Below are 19,008 nucleotides of genomic sequence, written 5' to 3'. Positions count from 1 at the left end.
TGCCATGTTCAACGCCCACTACAAGAAGACTATTTCTCAGTTGCAAGGCGAGCTGGGTGCAAGCCAAGGGCTGACCCAGGCGCTGGAACGCTCCATGGCGGTGATCGAATTCGACGTGTCGGGCACGATTTTGCGCGCCAACGACAACTTTCTCCGGCTGACGGGCTACCGCGCCGATGCATTGGTAGGGCAGCACCATCGCCAACTCTGCCCGCCGAAGATCGTCCAGGGCCGCGACTACGGCGACTTCTGGAATCGGCTCGGGCGTGGCGATTTCGTCTCCGGGACCTTCCAGCGACTCGACGCCCAAGGGCGTACCCTGTGGCTGGAGGCCAGCTACAACCCGATACCCGACGCCAGCGGCCGGGTGGTCAAGGTCGTGAAATACGCCCTGGACGTCACCCGTCAGGTCGAGCGCGACAGTGAAGCCCAGAGCAAGCTCAAGGCGCTGGATCGCGCCCTGGCGCGTATCGAGTTCGATCTGGACGGTCGCATTCTCGCGGCCAATGACAACTTCCTCGCGACCCTCGGCTACAGCCTCGGCGAGATCCAGGGCCAGCATCATCGGCTGTTCTGCGAGCCGAGCCTGGTCAACAGCAGCGAGTACGGTGATTTCTGGCGCCGGCTGAACGCGGGTGAATTCTTTCGCGGCCAATTCAAACGCCTCGGCAAGCACGGGCGCGTGGTGTGGCTGGAGGCGAGCTACAACCCGGTCTACGATGCCGCCGGCAAGCTCTACAAGGTCGTCAAGTACGCCAGTGACATCAGCGAGCGGGTCGAAAAGCACGAGAGCGACGGCCGCAGTGCCTCCCGCGCCTACCATATCTCCGCCGAGACCGAGAAAGTCGCCGAGCACGGCACCCAGATCATCCAGGCCGCCACCCAGGAGATGCGCGAGATCGCCCAGACCGTCAGTGCCTCCGCCCAGGTGATCGGCCAGTTGGGTCAGCGCTCCGAGCAGATCACCGCCATCGTCAACACCATCCGCGGCATTGCCGACCAGACCAATCTGCTGGCGCTCAACGCCGCCATCGAGGCCGCCCGTGCCGGTGATCAGGGCCGTGGCTTCGCCGTCGTGGCCGATGAAGTACGCCAACTGGCGGGCCGCACCAGCAGTGCCACGGCGGAGATCGCCGAGATGATCGGCAAGATTCTCGGCGAGACACAGCAGGCCATCGCCAGCATGGAAACCACCCAGGGCCGGGCGATCAAGGGCGTCGAGCTGGCCGACCAGGCCGGCGCGGTGATCGTGCAGATTCGCGATGGCGCCAGCGACGCCGTGGAAGCGGTCAGCATGTTCGCCAGCAAGCTGGACGAATCCGAGGTGATTCCCAAGGCGGCGCTCAACTGGGTAGGGCATTGAGACCACGCCCCTTGATCTGGATCAGGCAACCCGGACATGGACGGTCTAGCATGAAGGCATATCCCTCTCGTGGAGATGTGCCATGCGTAACATCCTGGTTGCCTATGACGGTTCGCCCAGCGCCGACAACGCCCTGCGCTACGTCCTCGACCTGGTGAAGGCGGGTCTGGCGCTGGAGCTGCACCTACTCAACGTGCAGAACGAACCGGAGATCTATGGCGCACCCTTCGATGACCGCATCCTGCGCGAGTGGCGCGGCAGTCTGAGAGACAAGGCCGATGACATCCTGGCCAAGGCGCGTCCGGCGCTGTTGGACGCCGGTATCGAGGCGCAGACCCACGTGGGCTTCGGCGGCATCGCCGAGACCATCGGCGAGATGGCGCGCCACCTGGACGTCGATACGGTGGTGATGGGTACCCGCGGCCTGGGGTCGCTCAGCGGACTACTGCTGGGTTCGGTGGCCCACCGGGTGGTGCATCAGGTGCCTTTGCCGGTGATCCTGGTGAAGTGAGTGCCCATAAAAAAACCAGCTCTCAGGCTGGTTTTTTTATGGGGTAGCGGCTTTTAGATGCTCAGCGTCCAGTCATAGTCGACGATCAACGGGGCATGCTCGGAAAAGCGCGGTTGCCGCGGCAGGCGCGCCGAGCGGACGAAGCGGCGCAGGCCCGGGGTGAGGATGTTGTAGTCGAAGCGCCAGCCCAGGTTCAGGTGCTCGGCCTGGTCGCTGTCGGGCCACCAGCTGAACTGGTCGCCTTCGCGGCTCACTTCGCGCAGGGCATCCACATAGCCCATGTTGCCGATCACCTCGTCCATCCAGGCCCGCTCCGGGGCGAGGAAGCCGGGGATCTGCTGGCAGTCGCGCCAGTTCTTCACGTCCTGCTTCTGGTGCGCCACGTACAGCGAGCCGCAATAGATGTACTCGCGGCGCTTGCGGCGCTGCTTGTTCAGGTAGTGGGTGAAGTCGTCCATGAACTTGAACTTCATGTTCAAGTCCTCATCGCCACGCTTGCCCGACGGTAGCAGCAGGGTCGCGATGCTGACCTTGTCGAAGTCCGCTTGCAGGTAACGACCGAAGCGATCGCACGACTCGAAGCCCAGGCCGCTGATCACCGCTTTCGGCTGGACCCGCGTGTAGAGCGCGACTCCACCCTGGGACGGGACCTCGGCATCGCAGGCGTAGAGGATGTAGCCATCCAGAGCGTAGGCCGGGTCGTCCATGTCGTAGGAAGAGGCGCGGGTATCCTGCAGGCAGATCACGTCGGCATTCTGCGCCTTCAACCAGGGCAACAGGCCCCGCTCGACAGCGTCCTGAATACCATTGACGTTCAAGCTGATGATCCGCATAAATGGCCCCCAAAAAATCGTGGATGTATGATACCCGAGCTAAACCGGTTTAGCTAAATACAAGCCGCGCAAGGACTTATATGCAGGCGTATCAGCGTAATTTCATTCGTTTCGCCATCGAGCGCGGAGTTCTGCGTTTTGGTGAATTCACCCTGAAATCGGGTCGTGTCAGCCCGTATTTCTTCAATGCCGGCCTGTTCCACAGCGGTTCGGCGCTGGCCGAGCTCGGGCGCTGCTATGCCGATGCGCTGGTCGCGGCCAAGCTGCCCTTCGACGTGCTGTTCGGCCCGGCCTACAAGGGCATTCCCCTGGCTGCCGCCACCGCGGTGGCCCTGGCCGAGCATCATGGTCAGGACACGCCCTGGTGCTTCAACCGCAAGGAAGCCAAGGATCACGGCGAAGGCGGCCTGCTGGTGGGCGCTCCCCTGACCGGCAAGGCGCTGATCATCGACGACGTCATCACCGCCGGCACGGCCATCCGCGAAGTCATGCAGATCATCCAGGCGCAGGGTGCCAGCGCCGCCGGGGTGCTCATCGCCCTCAACCGCCAGGAGCGCGGGCGCGGCGAGCTGTCGGCCATCCAGGAGGTCGAGCGTGACTACGGCATTCCGGTGCTGAGCATCGTGGCGCTGGATCAGGTGCTCGAGTACCTGGCCGAGGACGCCGAGCTCAAGCGGCATCTGCCGGCCGTGCAGGACTATCGCGCTCAATACGGCATCTAGCCCAGGAGAGACGGCCATGGTGGTACGCCGCGCTATCGCCAGCCTGTTGCTGCTCGCCCTGCCGTTGGCCAGTCCGGCGGCCGAGCTGTATCGGTATCTGGATCGCAACGGGACCCTGGTCATCGATCGCCAGGGCGTGCCGCCGGAGTATGCCGGCAAGGGCTACGACGTGCTCAACGAACAGGGCCGGGTGATCCGCAAGGTCGCCCCCGCTCTGCCCGCTGCGGAACTGGAACGTCGTGAGCGGGAACGCCAGCAGGCCGCCGCCGACGCCCAGTTGCTCAAGCTCTACAGCAGCGTCGAGGATGTCGACCGCGCCAAGACGCGCAAGCTGGCGGAGCTGGATGGCCTGGTGGCTATCAAGAAAGCCAATCTGGATTCCGCGCACCAGCTGCAGAACCAATTGATGGAGCAGGCCGCGGTGCAGCAGCGTAATGGCCAGGCGCTCCCCGCCGACCTGCAGGCACGCCTCGATGCCGCCGCCGCCGATCAGGTTCGCCTCCAGGCCGATCTGCAGCGCTACGCCGAGCTGCGTCTTAGCACCATCGCCGCCTTCGACGCCGACCGGGCGCGCATGCAGCGGCTGGAAGCTAGCCAGGGTACGACCCGCTAGTTCTACAAGCGCTCCTCGGCACCAGCCGTCCACTCTCTCGGGGCGGCAATGCGCCTTCTGGCCTTCCTCAAGACTAATCGCCCTGCCAGCCCCCAGCTATGTGGCACGCACCGTGCTAATTGAACTTCAACTCATTGTTGAACAATCGAATAGCGACTTGGCGGTAGCGAGCAATGATCCAGCGAAGACCTGAGCAGTCTGCACAACCGCCGTCAGTGGGCGAGGCCCCATGAGCGGCAAGGATGCGGGAGGACTGTCCCTGGGCGCGCAGCTGCTCCAGGAGATGCGCGAAGACATCATCGGCGGTCGCCTGTTGCCTGGTACTGCCCTGGTCGAGGCCGATCTGGTGAAGGCCTACAACGCCTCGCGCAACACCATTCGTGAAGCCCTCCACCAACTGGACCGCGAGGGCCTGGCCACCTATGTGCGCCACAAGGGCGTGATGGTGCGCCGCCTGGGACTGGCGGAAGTGCGCGACCTCTTTCTGGTACGCCGTACCCTGGAACTGCAGGCCATCCGCGGCAGCCGCCCGCTGCGCGAATATCAGTCCGATCTCATGCTGGACGCCCTGGAGGCGGCCGAGCTGGCGCAGTCGCGTGAAGACTGGCGCGCCTGCGGTACCCACAGCCTGCAGTTCCATCGGCACATCGTCGGCTTGCTGCGCAGTCCGTTGCTCGATGAATTCTTCGCCAACGTCGCCGCCCAGATGCGCCTGCTGTTTTCCCTCGCCCCCGATGAAGAACACTTCCAGCGCCCCTGGCTGGAGCGCGACCGCGAGATCCACGACCTGCTCAGTGCCGGTCGCCCCCACGAAGCAGCCGAGGCCATGGCCAGCTACCTCGAGGATTCCGAAAACCGACTGCTGGACCTGTTGAGTTCAGCCAAACCACTCTGACCGAGGAGACCCGCCCATGTATAAGGACTATCCCGCCGCCTACCAGACCACCAAGGGCTCCGCCCTGCAGGTCGACCAGGCCTTCTACGCGCGCCTGCGTGAACGCAAGGAGGCGCGTACCCTGATCGAGCAATTCGAGATCCCGATCCGTACCGGTCGCGCCTGGAAGGTCCCGGCTGGCCACCTGTTCCGCGTCACCACCCCGCACGGCCCCCAGGTGGGCGACTTCAACGTGTGGAACGCCCATGACCCGCGCGAGCGGATGTGGGCCGCGCGCACCCGGCAGTTGCAAGGCGCCCATGTCAGCACCTACGACCGCCTCTGGTCGAACCTACCCTTCCTGCGCCCGCTGCTGACCATCACCGACGACAGCCTGGCCAGCTACGGCATCGACGAACACGGCGGCCGCCTGCACGACCTGCTCGGCACTCGCTGCGATCCCTACGTCAACAAGATGCTCACTGGCGAGGATTTCCATCACCACTGCCACTCGAATCTGACCCGCGCGGTGCTGCCCCACGGACTGACCGAATTCGACGTGCACGACGTGCTGAACATCTTCCAGTGCACCGGCCTGAATCACGACGACCTGTATTTCATGAAGGCCTGCCCGGCCAAGCCTGGCGACTACCTGGAATTCTTCGCCGAGATCGACGTGCTCTGCGCCCTGTCCACCTGCCCGGGAGGCGACCTGTCGCTGGCGATGTGGGGGCCCGAGGCCGAGGATCCGCTCAGTGTCTGCCGGCCGTTGGGGGTGGAGATCTACCGGGTCGAGGACAGCCTACTGGAAGGCTGGGCGTCGCCCGAGCGGGCGTCCTACAACGGCCAGCACGGACTGACCCTGCCCAAGCCCAGCTGGGAGCAGTGAGTCCAGGCCAGCAAAGAAAACGGCGCCTCGTGGGCGCCGTTTTCAGCTAGCGAGAGCAGGGCTCAGCGCTTGCGATTGGTGATCAGGGTACCGACGCCGACGTCGGTGAAGATCTCCAGCAGCACCGCATTGGGTACCCGGCCATCGATGATGTGAGCGCTCTGCACGCCGCCCTGCACCGCTTCCAGGGCGCAACGGATCTTCGGTAGCATGCCGCCGTAGATGGTGCCGTCGGCGATCAGGCCGTTGACCTGCTCGGTGGACAGCCCGGTGAGCACCTGGCCCTGCTTGTCCATCAGGCCGGCGATGTTGGTCAGCAGCATCAGCTTCTCGGCCTTGAGCGCCTCGGCCACCTTGCCCGCCACCAGGTCGGCGTTGATGTTGTAGGACTCGCCGTCCTGGCCCACGCCGATGGGGGCGATGACCGGGATGAAGTCGCCACGCACCAGCATGTTGATCAGGTCGGTGTTGACCCCGGTGACCTCGCCAACGTGACCGATGTCGATGATCTCCGGCTTGGTCATCTCCGGCGTCTGCCGGCTGACCTTGAGCTTGGTGGCGCGGATCAGGCCCGCGTCCTTGCCGGTCAGGCCGATGGCCTTGCCGCCATGACGGTTGATCAGGTTGACGATGTCCTTGTTGACCTGGCCACCCAGCACCATCTCCACCACGTCCATGGTCTGGGCGTCGGTGACGCGCATACCGTCGATGAAGTGGCTTTCGATGGACAGCCGCTTGAGCAGATCGCCGATCTGCGGACCGCCGCCGTGCACCACCACCGGGTTGATGCCCACCGCTTTCATCAGCACGATGTCCCGAGCGAAGCCGGCCTTGAGCTCGTCGCTCTCCATGGCGTTGCCGCCGTACTTGATCACCAGCGTCTTGCCGACGAACCGGCGGATATAGGGCAGCGCCTCGGACAGTACCTCGGCGACGTGCGAGGCATCCTCGCGGCTCAGGGTCATGGCTCACCTCTCAAGGTCGACATAGAAAAGACAAAGGGCACCTAGGCGCCCTCTGTGCTACCGCTGACCCGAGGTCAGAACGGCAGATTCAGATCCGGCTGCACCGCCAGCAGTTGCTTGCGGAACACCGTCTTGATGCGCTCCAGCTCTTCGAGGGTTTCCGCCTCGAAGCGCAGCACCAGCACCGGCGTGGTGTTGGACGCACGCACCAGGCCCCAACCGTTCTGGTAGTCGACGCGGACGCCATCCAGGGTGGTGATCTGGGCATCGCCCCACTGGGCGTCGCGCTGCAGGGTTTCGATGATGCCGAACTTGTTCTCTTCGGTCACCTGGATATTGATCTCCGGGGTGGAGATGTCTACCGGGAAGGTATCGAACACCTGTTGGGCGCTGCCCTTCTCCTGGCTGAGGATCTCCAGGAGACGCACGGCGCTGTAGATGCCGTCGTCGAAGCCGAACCAGCGCTCCTTGAAGAACACGTGGCCGCTCATCTCGCCAGCCAGCAGGGCGCCGGTTTCCTTCATCTTCTTCTTGATCAGCGAATGGCCGGTCTTCCACATGATGGGACGACCGCCGTAGCCGGCGATGAGGTTGTTCAGGCGGCGGGTGCACTTGACGTCGAAGATGATGTCGGCGCCCGGATTACGGGAGACCACGTCCTTGGCGAACAGCATCAGCAGCTGGTCGGGATAGATGATCTTGCCTTCGTTGGTCACCACGCCGACACGGTCGCCGTCGCCGTCGAAGGCCAAGCCCAGGTCGGCACCGGTTTCCTTGACCTTGGCGATGAGGTCTTCGAGGTTCTCAGGCTTGCCTGGATCCGGATGGTGGTTGGGGAAGTTGCCGTCCACCTCGCAGAACAGCGGGATGACCTCGCAGCCCAGGGATTCGATCAGCTGGGGCGCGTTGACCGCGGCCACGCCGTTGCCGGCGTCCACCACCACCTTGAGTTTCTTGGCCAGCACCACGTCGTTGCGGATGTAGTCGGCGTAGCTCTTGAGCACGTCGACCTGCTTGATCTGGCCCTGGCCGCTGGCCACGTCGCCGGTCTCGATGCGCTGGCGCAGACGCTGGATGGATTCGTTGGCCAGGGTCTCGCCGGCGATGACGATCTTGAAGCCGTTGTAGTCCGGCGGGTTGTGGCTGCCGGTGAGCATGACGCCGGACTTGCCTTCGAGCACATTGGCCGCGTAGTAGAGCACCGGGGTCGGCACCATGCCGACGTCGCTGACATTGGCGCCGCTGTCGGCCACGCCCTTGATCAGTTGGGCGACCAGTTCGGGACCGGACAGGCGGCCATCACGGCCGACGGCCACGTTGGGCTCGCCACGCGCCAGGCTTTCCGAGCCGATGGCACGCCCGATCCAGTAGGCGGCTTCGGCGGTCAGGGAGTCACCGACCACGCCACGGATGTCGTAGGCGCGGAAGATGCTGGCGTTGAGTTGGGGGGCTTGCGGGGTAGTGCTCATCGGGGGTTTCTCCAATCCCAGGAGATCCTGGTCTTCGTCGAGGATACTGATGTCGAGGATGTCGGTGGTCTGGAACAGCGGCTCGCTCTGTTGAGGGCGGCCTCTGTCGGCAAACTCCGCCAGGGTCTTGGCCACGGCATCACTGGGTGCCGTGGCATAGAGGTCCGGCGACGAACCGGCCGGTCGGCCGGCCAATCGAGCCATCGCCTTGGCCACGGGTTCCATTACCGCTAGGCGTAAGGCCGGGCTTTTGGCTGTTTGATTGGAATCAAGTTCCTCGGCATAGACAGCCAGAGTGCGGACGTCGTCACGGAGCCGTCGTGACATTTCCCGGGAAACCAGCCAAAAGCCCGCCAGCACGCCGAACAGGGCGAAGGCGAAGGCAACCAGGGGAGCGCCCAGCGCCAGGTCGTCGTTAATCTCCGTAGCGGGTGCCAGCTCCAGCGTCCAGAGCGCACTGCCCGTGGCGAGGCGGCGGCTCAGCGCGGCGTCGCCAGGCGCGCCGCCGCTGGCCAGTTGCTGGACGGCGCCACCGGGGAATTGCTGCAGCAGGCGCCAGTGGCCGATATTCGCCGGCGGCGTGGCCCAGCCCTGCAGGACCGTCGCCAGGTCTTCCACCAGCACGACGCTGCCCAGCAGCTGATCGCCACGGCGCAAGGGCTGGGCGCTATAGACCAGCCAGCGATCGCCTATCCGATAGGCTTCCGGGGGTGTCCGCTGGCCGCTTTCCAGGCGCTTGAGCAGATCGAGGGCGGCGTAGTTGAGTGGGCCGGGGCGGTCGTTATCGATCTGGCGCATGCCGGCCGGCACGACCAGCACATCGACCACGCCCAGCCGCTCGCGCAACTGGGTTTCCGCCGCCGTACAAGCTGTGGGATCGTCGCCCTGCAAGGCCTGGAGCACCAGGGCATCCCCGGCGACGCCCTGCAGGCGACGGGTCAAGGCGACCAGCAACTGGTTGAGCGAGGCGGCCTGAGCCTGCAGCGCCTGGTCGGCCTGCTGCTCCTGGTTGCGCTCGCCCTGCGGCTGTAGCACCAGGAACCACAGCACTACTGCGGCCAGCAGCAGCCCGGCCAAGGCCAGCAACAGGCCGCCGCCCAAACCGGGCAGCGCGGCGTTGCGAGACGTGATCTTGTATCGCTCCTTGCTTGCCATGCCGCTCTTCTCCTTTATGTCACGGCGTGCCTTGCCTGCCTGGCGTCAGCGGGTACCGGAGTGACCGAAGCCGCCGCTACCGCGCTCGGTCTCGCTAAAGCTCTCCACGATATCGAAATGCGCCTGCACCACAGGTACGAGCATCAGCTGAGCGATACGTTCGCCAATGCTTACCGTGAAGGTGGTCTGGCCGCGATTCCAGCAGGACACCATGAGCTCGCCCTGGTAGTCCGAGTCGATCAGGCCGACCAGGTTGCCGAGCACGATGCCGTGCTTGTGGCCCAGCCCCGAACGCGGCAGCACCAGGGCGGCCAGTGACGGATCGGCGATGTGGATGGCGAGCCCGGTAGGGATCAGCGCGGTCTGCCCCGGCTCCAACACCAGATCCTCCTGCAGCATGGCGCGCAGGTCGAGGCCGGCCGAACCGGGGGTGACGTAGGACGGCAGCGGGAAATCGCGCCCCAGGCGCGGGTCGAGGATCTTGGCTTGAAGGCTATGCATGAGTCTTGGCGGTGTCTTTCAAATGGATGGAAATCAGCGCGATGAGCTGGCGGGCGATCTTGCCCTTGCTGGTCTGCTCGAAGCGGATCTCGTGCAGACCACGGTCGATCACGGTAACCGCGTTGTCTTCGCTGTTGAAGCCGATGGCCGGGTTGGCCACGTCGTTGGCGACGATGAGATCGAGGTTCTTGTCGCGCAACTTGCGCTGGGCGTACTCCAGCAGATTCTGGGTCTCAGCGGCGAAGCCGACGCTGAAGGGCCGATCCGGGCGCCCCGCCAGGGTGGCGAGGATGTCTGGGTTGCGCACCAGCTCCAGCAGCAGACCGTCGCCGCGGGTGGGGTCCTTCTTCAGCTTGTGCGGGGCGATCACCTCGGGGCGATAGTCCGCCACCGCCGCCGAGGCGATGAGCACGTCGCAGGGCATCAGCGCCTCGCAGGCGGCCAGCATGTCGCGGGCGCTGACCACATCGATGCGCTCGACGCGATCGGGCGTTGCCAGGTGCACCGGACCGCTCACCAGGCTGACGCGCGCGCCCGCCTCCGCCGCTGCTTCCGCCAAGGCAAAGCCCATGCGGCCGGAGCTGTGGTTGGTGATATAGCGCACCGGATCGATGTTTTCTTGAGTCGGGCCGGCGGTGATGACCACATGGCGACCGGTCAGGTCCAGGCGCTGGAAGCAATCCGCGGCGAGTTGGGCCAGCTCGGTGGCCTCCAGCATCCGGCCAGGACCGACGTCGCCACAGGCCTGGCTGCCACTGGCCGGACCGAACAGCGTGATGCCACGACTGCGCAGCAACTCGGCATTGGCTTGGGTGGCCGGATCGCGCCACATCGCCTGGTTCATGGCGGGTGCCAGGGCGACCCGGGCATCGGTGGCCAGCACCAGGGTGGTGAGCAAGTCGTCCGCCACGCCCTGGGCCAGGCGGGCCATGATATCGGCGGTGGCCGGGGCGACCAGCACCAGATCGGCCCAGCGGGCCAGTTCGATATGACCCATGGCCGCTTCGGCAGCCGGGTCCAGCAGATCCAGATGCACGGGCAGGCCGGACAGTGCCTGTAGCGTCAGCGGTGTGATGAATTCGCGCCCACCGCGGGTCAGCACCACCCGCACCTCGGCGCCCTGATCCTTGAGCCGGCGCACCAGCTCGGCGCTCTTGTAAGCGGCGATGCCACCTCCGACGCCCAACAGGATGCGTTTACGATGGAGCCGCTGCATATTGCCTTGATCCGTTGTAAAACTGTCTAGGACGGGCATCACGTGGCCAAACGCGGTTCACGGATGCCTGGAAACGATCCGATTAAGATAGCACAGCGCCTGCAGGACGCAGGTTCAGCGCCAGACAAGGAGGTGTACATGAGCATCAAGGATTGGCCGGCCCAGGAGCGGCCGCGGGAGAAATTGCTGGAACAGGGTGCCCAGGCGCTCACCGACGCCGAGTTGCTGGCGATCTTCCTGCGCACCGGCGTGGCGGGCAAAAGCGCGGTGGACCTCGCCCGCCAGTTGCTCGGTGAATTCGGCAGCTTGAGGGCCTTGCTGGAGGCCGATCTCGCCGCCTTCAGCAGCCACCTGGGGCTGGGCCCGGCCAAGTACAGCCAGTTACAGGCGGTGTTGGAAATGGGCCGGCGCCACCTGGCCGAAGGCCTCCGGCGCGATTCGGCGCTGGAAAGCCCGCAGCAGGTCCGCGATTATCTCAAGGCGCGCCTACGCCATGAGCCCCACGAAATCTTTGGCTGCCTGTTCCTCGACACCCGTCACCGGGTGCTGGCCTTCGAAGTCTTGTTCCACGGCACCATCGACGGCGCCAGCGTCTATCCCCGCCAAGTGGTCAAGCGTGCCCTCGCCCACAACGCCGCTGCCGTCATCCTGACCCACAACCACCCCTCCGGCGTCGCCGAACCCAGCCAGGCCGACCGCCTGCTCACCACCCGGTTGAAGGAGGCACTGGGCTTCGTGGATGTGCGGGTGCTGGATCATTTCATCGTAGGGGATGGCGAGCCGCTGTCCATGGCGGAATATGGCTGGCTCTGAGACAGCAAGGGTCACTTATTGCCAACTAAAGCCAGCGCAACTAGATGTCATGTTTTCGTCAGTCAAAAATACAGCCCTTATACAAATGACACCAACTGTCACTTTTAAAGTTTAATTGGGACAAAATTTGTCACCCCATTAAAAGATCTGATTTTTAAGCGTTATTTCCTCGTTAAAAATCGGGCATCCATCACATTTTTCGTGCTATCCAAAGGCCAGCATCCGCTTTAGGATGCGCCTCACACCCCGCTGTGCCATTAACTGCGCAGCGGCGGCCGAAAACTTTCACATAAAGGTTTCACCTAAGAGAAGTTCAAGGATCAGAACTTCAAACTCAGTGAGGTCATGGATGACTTTATTGCCCCCGCTCGCACTCGATTATATAAGTATTGCCGATCAGCCTATTAAAGCCGACAACTTCGCAGGCGAAGACTGTCGTTATAGCCTGGAGTTCGAGCGACTCGAGACGGCCTGCCACGATACCCAGGCGCTGCACCGCGACCTCAAGACCGATTGGGCCGCCACTGCGGAGCAGGCCACGATGTTTTTGCGGCAGCAATCCAAGGATCTGCGTGTCGCCGCCTGGCTGACCTGGGCGCTGCAGCAGACTCAGAGCTGGGCCGGACTGCAGGCCGGGCTGGCGCTACTCGAACGGCTGGTGGAAAGCTATTGGGACGTCCTGCATCCGCGCAAGGACCGTACCCGCGCAGCGGCGTGCCTCTGGCTGTGCGGCCGGTTGGACGGCCTCTTCGACACCGCCACGCTCAACAGCCTTGAGGCCTCTTGGCTGGAGGTCTTCAGCACTCAGCTCGCCCGCTTGGAGCAGTTGCTGCAACCGCGGCTGGGCGATCAGGCACCGCTGCTGCTGCCGCTGGTTCGGCGTCTGGACGAACAGCAGCGACGCCAGGCGCAGAGCGTCTCGTCGCCTGCTGCCGTCACCCCGGCCAGCGTATCCACCCCCGCCGCTCAGCCGCTCACCCAGGGCCCGGTGGAATCGGACAAGGACGCCCATCGTCTGCTGCGCCAGTTGCAAGAAGCTGCCCGTGGCCTGAGCGGTTGGTGGTTGCGGCAGCGTGCCGGCGATCCGCGCGCCCTGCGGCTGAATCGAGCGCTGCTGTGGAGCGGCATCGACAGCCTGCCCGCCCACGATGCCCAGGGGATCACCGGCTTGCGCGGCCTGCCGGCCGATCGCCTGAGATTCTTCCAGGAGCGCCAGGCCGCGGGTGATGCCGCGACGCTCTTGGGCGAACTGGAAATCAGCCTGGCACGGGCACCTTTCTGGCTGGACGGCCAGCGCCTGGCCTGGGAGTGCCTGCAGAGTCTGGCGGCCGAAGCCAGCTGCCGGGAGATCGAATGGCCGCTGATCCTCTTGCTGGAGCGGCTGCCCGGACTCGAAGCCCTGGCCTTCCATGACGGTCAACCCTTCGCCGACACCCAGACCCGGCTCTGGCTGGCAGGTCTGGCGAGCCGGACCGCACCCCAGCCCGCCGCCCTTGCCAACGAGTCGAGCCAGGACGCCTGGACGGTCGCACTCGCCGAAGCCCTGGTGGAGCTGCGCGGCAGCGGACTCAAGACCGCCGTGCGCCGCCTGCAACAAGGTCGGCTCCATGCCCAGGGCGAGCGTCAGCGTCTGCTCTGGGATCTGGCCAGCGTCCAGCTGTTGCTTCAGGCCCGCCAATTCGAACTGGCGCATTTCCAACTCGCCGCTCTGGACGCCGAGCACGGCGCCCTGCTGGCACGCTGGGAGCCGCAACTGGCGCTGGAGATCCTCCAGGCCCGCCGCCAGTGCCTGGAAGCCCTACCCGTCACCGCCGATAGCCGGGCGCAGCTGCAACAGTTGCGCCCAAGACTCTGCCGTCTCGATCTCGAAGCGGCGCTCGACTGAGGCTCGCCCTCGCACCCAAGGAGAAAGACATGGCCAAAGAAGGCTCGGTTGCCCTGAAAGAACGCATCAATGTCACGGTCCGGCCCGCCACCGGTAGCGCCGAAGAAGAACTGGAGCTGCCCCTCAAGCTCATGGTGCTGGGTGATTTCACCCAGCGCGCCGACGACCGCAAGCTCGAAGACCGTAGGCCAGTGGCCGTCGACAAGGACAACTTCGACGAGGTCATGGCCAAGCAGCAGCTGGGCCTGACCCTGGCGGTACCCAACCGCCTGCAGGACGGCAGCGAAGAAGACCTGGCCGTACAGCTCGAGATCAAGGCCATGGCCGATTTCAGCCCGGCGCGCCTGGTCCAGCAGGTTCCGGAACTCAAGCAGTTGATGGATCTGCGTGATGCCCTGGTGGCGCTCAAGGGCCCGCTCGGTAACGCCCCGGCGTTCCGCAAAGCCATCGAGCAGGTACTCGCCGATCCGGTCGCCCGCGCCACGGTACTCGGCGAACTCGGCTTGCCGACTCAAGACGTCTGACCAGGAAGACCACCATGACCGATACCCTGCTCCAGCACCGTACCGCCGACGCCACCTACGACAGCGGCATTCTCGACCGCATCATCGCCGAGACCCGCCTGGCACCCCAGGACGAAGGCTATGGCGTGGCCAAGCGCGGCATTTCCGCCTTCATCGAAGAGCTGCTCAAGCCGCACAACGCCCAGCAACCGGTAAAGAAGGCGCTGGTCGACCGCATGATCGCCGAGATCGACGAGAAGCTCAGTCGCCAGGTCGACGAGATCCTGCACCACGCCGAATTCCAGTCGCTGGAAGCGGCCTGGCGCGGCCTGCACCTGTTGGTGGACCGCACCGACTTCCGCGAGAACAACAAGATCGAGATGCTCAACGTCTCCAAGCAGGACCTGCTGGAAGACTTCGAGGATTCGCCGGATATCGTCCAGTCGGGACTCTACAAGCACGTCTACACCGCCGAGTTCGGCCAGTTCGGTGGCGAACCGGTCGGCGCCATCATTGCCAACTACGACTTCGATCCCACCGCCCCGGACATCCGTACCCTGCAGCAGGTGGCGGCGGTCTCGGCCATGGCCCACGCGCCCTTCATCGCCGCTGCCGGGCCGCGCTTCTTCGGTCTGGAGAGCTTCACCGGCCTACCGGATCTGAAAGATCTCAAGGATCACTTCGATGGCCCGCAATTCGCCAAGTGGCAGAGCTTTCGCGAACAGGAAGACGCCCGTTACGTCGGCCTGACCCTGCCGCGCTTCCTGCTGCGCACGCCCTACGATCCGGAAGAGAATCCGGTAAAGACCTTCGCCTACCGCGAGAACGTCGCCCAAAGCCACGGCCACTACCTCTGGGGCAACACCGCCTACGCCTTCGCCACCCGCCTGACCCACAGCTTCGCCAAGTACCGCTGGTGCCCGAACATCGTCGGCCCGCAGAGCGGCGGCGCCGTGGAGGACCTGCCGCTGCACCACTTCGAGAGCATGGGTGAGATCGAGACCAAGATCCCCACCGAGGTGCTGATCTCCGACCGCCGCGAATACGAATTGGCCGATGCCGGCTTCATCGCCCTGACCATGCGCAAGGGCAGCGACAACGCCGCCTTCTTCTCCGCCTGCTCGACGCAGAAGCCCAAGTTCTACGGCAACAGCGAGGAAGGCCGCGCCGCCGAGCTGAACTACAAGCTGGGTACCCAACTGCCCTATCTGTTCATCGTCAGCCGCCTGGCGCACTACCTCAAGGTACTGCAGCGCGAGCAACTGGGCGGTACCAAGGAGCGCACCGACCTCGAACTGGAACTCAACAAGTGGATCCGCCAGTTCGTCGCCGACCAGGAGAACCCCAGCGCCGAGGTGCGCGGCCGCCGGCCCTTGCGCGCGGCCAGCATCCGCGTCAGCGATGTCGAGGGCAATCCGGGCTGGTTCCGCGTCGGCCTGAGCGTGAGGCCCCACTTCAAGTACCAGGGCGCCGATTTCACCCTCTCACTGGTCGGCAAGCTGGACAAGGAGTAACGGGCCATGAGCTACGGCAGTCTGTTCGAACGCCTCGCCGATACCGGTGCACCGCACGCCCAAGGTTCATCCGCCGACGCCCTTGGCACCTCGGTGGCGAATCACCTGGCGAAGATGCTCAGCACCCGGGCGGGCAGCGTGCCCCTCCACGCCGACTACGGACTGCCCGATCTCAACGACCTGCGATTGTCGCTGCATGACTCGCTCCAGCGGGCGCGCCTGGCCATCGAGGGCTTCATCGCCACCTACGAGCCGCGGTTGTCTGGCGTGAAGGTGCTGCCGCTGCCACGCGAGGGCACGACGCTGGCCTTCGCGCTGGAAGGCCAGCTCGAATTCGACGGTCAGCGGCGACCCATTCGTTTCACCGCGCGCCTGGATGGCAGCGGTCAGGTCAAGGTCAGCCAGGGATAGGTCCATGTCCTTCAATCACTACTACCAGAGCGAACTGGCCGAGCTGCGCCAGCTGGGCGTGCGCTTCGCCGAGCGCAATCCGGCCCTGGCGCCCTTTCTCGGCCAGGGCGGCCAAGACCCGGATGTCGAGCGGCTGCTGGAAGGCTTCGCCTTCCTTACCGGGCGCCTGCGGCAAAAGTTGGATGACGAACTGCCGGAGCTGACCCATTCATTGCTCAACCTGCTCTGGCCGCATTACCTACGGCCGCTGCCGAGCTGCGCCATCCTTGAGTTCGATCCGCTGCCCGCGCCGGGCGTTGCCGTTCAGGTTCCACGTGGAACGGAAGTGGAGTCCCGCCCGCTGGACGAAGTGAGCTGCCGCTTCCGTACCTGTTCTCACCTCGAAATCCAGCCGTTGCGCCTGGAAGACCTGACCTTCGCCTCGCGGGGCACCGGCGCACTGCTGACGCTACGGCTAGCGCTCACCGGCAATGGCACCCTCGACGATCTCGCACTGAGCCAGCTACCGCTGCACCTGACGGGTGACCGCACGCTCAGCCAGGATCTCTATCTGGCGCTGCTGCATAACCTGGCCGGCCTGAGCCTGGTGCCGGTCGACGCCCAGGGGCAGCCGCTGATTGACGACCAGGGCCGCGAACGCCTGCTGCCGCTGGCCACCGATGAGGTCCAACCACTGGGCTTTGGCGAGGAGGAGGCGTTGCTGCCCTATCCAGCCAATGCCTTCCGTGGCTATCGGCATCTGCAGGAATACTTCGCCTTCCCGGAGAAATTCCTCTTCGTCAGTGTGCAGGGCCTGGCCAGGCTGGAGACGCTGCCCCGCGCGGTGCGGCGCCAGGCCCGCGGCCTGGAACTGCGCTTCGACATCGGCCGGATCGCCCGGCAGCCGCGACTGCCGACCCGCGACAACCTGCGACTGCACTGCGTCCCGGTGGTCAATCTATTCCGCCACGATGCCCTGCCGATCCGCCTCGACGGCAAACGCGACGAGTACCCGCTGTTCCCTGCCGGCCATGGTCGCGAGCACCTGGGCGTCTTCGCCGTGGAGCGGGTGACCGGCTGGCAACCGGGTGGGCTCGGCCACCGCGAGTACCTGCCGTTCGAATCCTTCGCCCATGACCTGAGCTTTGGTGGCCAAGGCGGAAGGCCGCATTACGCCGTGCGCCAACGCACCGCCCTGCTGCATGGCGGCATCGACACCTACCTGGCTTTCGGCGACCCGGGCAACGAGCCGGATACCCTGTCCATCGAACTGACCTGCACCAACCAGAATCTGCCGCTGCGCCTACGCGCTGGCGATCTCTGTCTGCCCACCGAAAACACCCCGGGCGGCCTGGCCTTTCGCAATCTGGCCGCGCCGACCGCCAGCCATGCCCCGGTGCTGTCCGGCGACCGGCTGTGGCAGCTGGTCTCCAATCTGTCGCTCAACTACCTGTCGCTCACCGACGTGGAAGCACTGCGTACGGTACTGGCCAGCTACGACCTGCCCCGCCAGCACGACCGTCAGGCCGAACGCGTCAGCCGCCAGCGCCTGGCCGCGCTGCAGGCCATCAGCCACCGCCCGGTGGATCGCCTCTATCGCGGCCTGCCGATCCGCGGCATCGCCACCCAGCTGGACATGGACGCCAGCGGCTTTCGCAGCGAAGGCGAGCTGTACCTGTTCGCCAGTGTGCTCAACGAGTTCTTCGCGCTCTACGCCAGTCTGAACTCCTTCCATCAACTCAGCGTTCGCAGCCTGCAGGGAGAGGTGTATCTATGGACACCGCGCATGGGTCAGCAGCCGCTGATCTGAATCGCTCGGCGCTGTGCCGCGAGATTCGCGAGTACTCGCTGTTCCAAGGCGTCGGGCAGGTGCTCCGGCAGTTGCATCGCCTGGAGCCGACGCTCGCTGAAGAGCAACTCTATGAGCGGCTGGAGTTCCAGGCCAATCCCAGCCTGGCCTTTCCCGGCAGCGACATCGAGCGGCTGGAGTTCGTTGCGGACGCCGATGGCCTGCGCGCCCGCCTGCAACTCAATCTGGGCGCGCTGATGGGCAGTGGTTCACCGCTGCCGGCCTTCTACAGCGAGCAAGCCCTGGGCGATGGCGAACAGGGCCGCACTACCCGCGATTTCCTCGACCTGTTCAACCACCGGCTGCACCGGCTGCTGCTGCCGATCTGGCGCAAGTACCGCTACCACGCGCGCTTTCGCGAAGGCGCGCGCGACGAACTGTCGGCCCGCCTGTTCAGCCTCATCGGCCTGGGCGACAGCAGCCTGCGCCAGGCACCGGAACTGAACTGGAAACGGCTGCTGCCCTATCTCGGCCTGCTCAGTCTCAAGGTGCATTCGGCGACGCTGATCGAAGCGGTGCTGCGCTACTACTTCGCGCAGCCCGCGCTGCAACTGGAGCAGTGCCTGGAACGTGCGGTGGCCATTCCTGCCGAGCAGCAAACGCATCTGGGCCGGGCCAGCGCCCAACTCAGCCAGACGGCGGTGCTGGGCACGCAGGTACGGGATCGTGGCGGCAAGTTCCGACTGCACCTGCTGGAGTTGGACTGGGACGCCTTCCACAGCTTCCTGCCCTCTGGCAGCCAGCACGCCGCCCTGGGCGCCCTGTTGCGCTTCACCCTGCGCGACCAGCTCGACTACGACCTGCGCCTCCACCTGCGCCGGGAGGCGCTCCGGGAATGGCGCCTCGGCGCCGCCAGCCCCTGCCGCCTCGGCTGGACCACCTGGCTCGGCCTCCCCCATGCCAACGGTCAGGTCACCCTGGCCTGCCACCGTTAATCAAGGAC

The 19,008-nt window shown here is 65.1% G+C and carries 18 protein-coding genes and 1 pseudogene; 14 read left to right on the top strand and 5 right to left on the bottom strand.

All coding sequences use genetic code 11. From position 1 onward, the window contains the following. Positions 1–4: 4 nt before the first annotated feature. The 3 genes and pseudogenes from CCZ28_RS25170 to CCZ28_RS16960 form a co-directional block, all read left to right on the top strand. Positions 5–775, top strand: a pseudogene (locus tag CCZ28_RS25170) (PAS domain-containing protein); the annotation flags it as partial. After that, on the top strand, positions 764–1,363 hold the full coding sequence (locus CCZ28_RS25165) for a methyl-accepting chemotaxis protein (protein ID WP_437179231.1): 600 nt from the start codon (positions 764–766) through the stop codon (positions 1,361–1,363). The pseudogene CCZ28_RS25170 and the gene CCZ28_RS25165, both read left to right, overlap by 12 nt. An 82-nt stretch (positions 1,364–1,445) precedes the next feature. Then, entirely contained in the window at positions 1,446–1,874 is a 429-nt protein-coding gene (locus CCZ28_RS16960; RefSeq protein WP_140219872.1) for a universal stress protein, read from the top strand. 53 nt (positions 1,875–1,927) lie between these two features. Here CCZ28_RS16960 and CCZ28_RS16955 read toward each other — a convergent pair whose 3' ends face one another. After that, positions 1,928–2,707: an exodeoxyribonuclease III gene (locus CCZ28_RS16955; protein ID WP_058762318.1), complete on the bottom strand. Its 780-nt coding sequence runs from the start codon at positions 2,705–2,707 to the stop codon at positions 1,928–1,930. A gap of 80 nt (positions 2,708–2,787) precedes the next feature. Here CCZ28_RS16955 and pyrE point away from each other — a divergent pair, with 80 nt between their 5' ends. The 4 genes from pyrE to CCZ28_RS16935 all read left to right on the top strand — a co-directional run bounded on the left by pyrE (position 2,788) and on the right by CCZ28_RS16935 (position 5,805). Next, positions 2,788–3,429 carry an orotate phosphoribosyltransferase gene (gene pyrE / locus CCZ28_RS16950; protein ID WP_058762317.1) on the top strand — a complete coding sequence of 214 codons (642 nt, stop codon included), beginning with the start codon at positions 2,788–2,790 and terminating at the stop codon, positions 3,427–3,429. Positions 3,430–3,445: 16 nt separating this feature from the next. Beyond that, positions 3,446–4,042, top strand: a complete 597-nt coding sequence (locus tag CCZ28_RS16945) for a DUF4124 domain-containing protein (protein ID WP_140219870.1) — start codon at positions 3,446–3,448, stop codon at positions 4,040–4,042. A gap of 229 nt (positions 4,043–4,271) precedes the next feature. Beyond that, positions 4,272–4,937 (top strand): GntR family transcriptional regulator, encoded by a 666-nt coding sequence (locus tag CCZ28_RS16940; protein ID WP_140219868.1) that lies wholly within the window; start codon positions 4,272–4,274, stop codon positions 4,935–4,937. A 16-nt stretch (positions 4,938–4,953) separates the two neighbouring features. Further along, positions 4,954–5,805, top strand: a complete 852-nt coding sequence (locus tag CCZ28_RS16935; protein ID WP_140219866.1) for an urea carboxylase-associated family protein — start codon at positions 4,954–4,956, stop codon at positions 5,803–5,805. A gap of 62 nt (positions 5,806–5,867) precedes the next feature. Here the strand turns inward: CCZ28_RS16935 and argB are convergent, their stop codons facing one another. The 4 genes from argB to coaBC all read right to left on the bottom strand — a co-directional run bounded on the left by argB (position 5,868) and on the right by coaBC (position 11,111). Further along, complete coding sequence (gene argB, locus CCZ28_RS16930) at positions 5,868–6,770, bottom strand: acetylglutamate kinase (protein ID WP_058762313.1); 903 nt, start codon at positions 6,768–6,770, stop codon at positions 5,868–5,870. Between the two features lie 74 nt (positions 6,771–6,844). Continuing rightward, a complete protein-coding gene (locus CCZ28_RS24885; protein WP_140219864.1) occupies positions 6,845–9,394 on the bottom strand; it encodes a phosphomannomutase/phosphoglucomutase in 2,550 nt (849 codons plus the stop codon). Positions 9,395–9,439: 45 nt separating this feature from the next. Continuing rightward, positions 9,440–9,895 carry a dUTP diphosphatase gene (dut, locus tag CCZ28_RS16920; protein ID WP_140219862.1) on the bottom strand — a complete coding sequence of 152 codons (456 nt, stop codon included), beginning with the start codon at positions 9,893–9,895 and terminating at the stop codon, positions 9,440–9,442. Further along, positions 9,888–11,111 (bottom strand): bifunctional phosphopantothenoylcysteine decarboxylase/phosphopantothenate--cysteine ligase CoaBC, encoded by a 1,224-nt coding sequence (coaBC, locus tag CCZ28_RS16915; RefSeq protein WP_140219860.1) that lies wholly within the window; start codon positions 11,109–11,111, stop codon positions 9,888–9,890. Before coaBC ends, dut begins: the two co-directional genes overlap by 8 nt. A gap of 138 nt (positions 11,112–11,249) precedes the next feature. Here coaBC and radC point away from each other — a divergent pair, with 138 nt between their 5' ends. The 7 genes from radC (at position 11,250) to tssG (ending at position 19,000) form a co-directional block, all read left to right on the top strand. Further along, positions 11,250–11,924, top strand: a complete 675-nt coding sequence (radC, locus tag CCZ28_RS16910) for a RadC family protein (RefSeq protein ID WP_140219858.1) — start codon at positions 11,250–11,252, stop codon at positions 11,922–11,924. A 349-nt stretch (positions 11,925–12,273) separates the two neighbouring features. Then, positions 12,274–13,809: a type VI secretion system protein TssA gene (gene tssA, locus CCZ28_RS16905; protein ID WP_140219856.1), complete on the top strand. Its 1,536-nt coding sequence runs from the start codon at positions 12,274–12,276 to the stop codon at positions 13,807–13,809. A gap of 29 nt (positions 13,810–13,838) precedes the next feature. Further along, positions 13,839–14,333, top strand: coding sequence for a type VI secretion system contractile sheath small subunit (gene tssB / locus CCZ28_RS16900; protein ID WP_140219854.1), 495 nt, complete (start codon positions 13,839–13,841; stop codon positions 14,331–14,333). A gap of 14 nt (positions 14,334–14,347) precedes the next feature. Continuing rightward, a complete protein-coding gene (tssC, locus tag CCZ28_RS16895) occupies positions 14,348–15,826 on the top strand; it encodes a type VI secretion system contractile sheath large subunit (protein ID WP_140219851.1) in 1,479 nt (492 codons plus the stop codon). A 6-nt stretch (positions 15,827–15,832) separates the two neighbouring features. Next, positions 15,833–16,237, top strand: coding sequence for a type VI secretion system baseplate subunit TssE (tssE, locus tag CCZ28_RS16890; protein ID WP_140219849.1), 405 nt, complete (start codon positions 15,833–15,835; stop codon positions 16,235–16,237). 4 nt (positions 16,238–16,241) lie between these two features. Further along, entirely contained in the window at positions 16,242–18,026 is a 1,785-nt protein-coding gene (gene tssF, locus CCZ28_RS16885; RefSeq protein ID WP_140219847.1) for a type VI secretion system baseplate subunit TssF, read from the top strand. Further along, a complete protein-coding gene (tssG, locus tag CCZ28_RS16880) occupies positions 17,990–19,000 on the top strand; it encodes a type VI secretion system baseplate subunit TssG (RefSeq protein ID WP_140219844.1) in 1,011 nt (336 codons plus the stop codon). Before tssF ends, tssG begins: the two co-directional genes overlap by 37 nt. Positions 19,001–19,008 lie beyond the last annotated feature (8 nt).

This window comes from Pseudomonas oryzihabitans, assembly GCF_006384975.1.
GTDB lineage: Bacteria > Pseudomonadota > Gammaproteobacteria > Pseudomonadales > Pseudomonadaceae > Chryseomonas > Chryseomonas psychrotolerans_B.
This window is presented reverse-complemented; position numbering and strand designations above follow the sequence as displayed.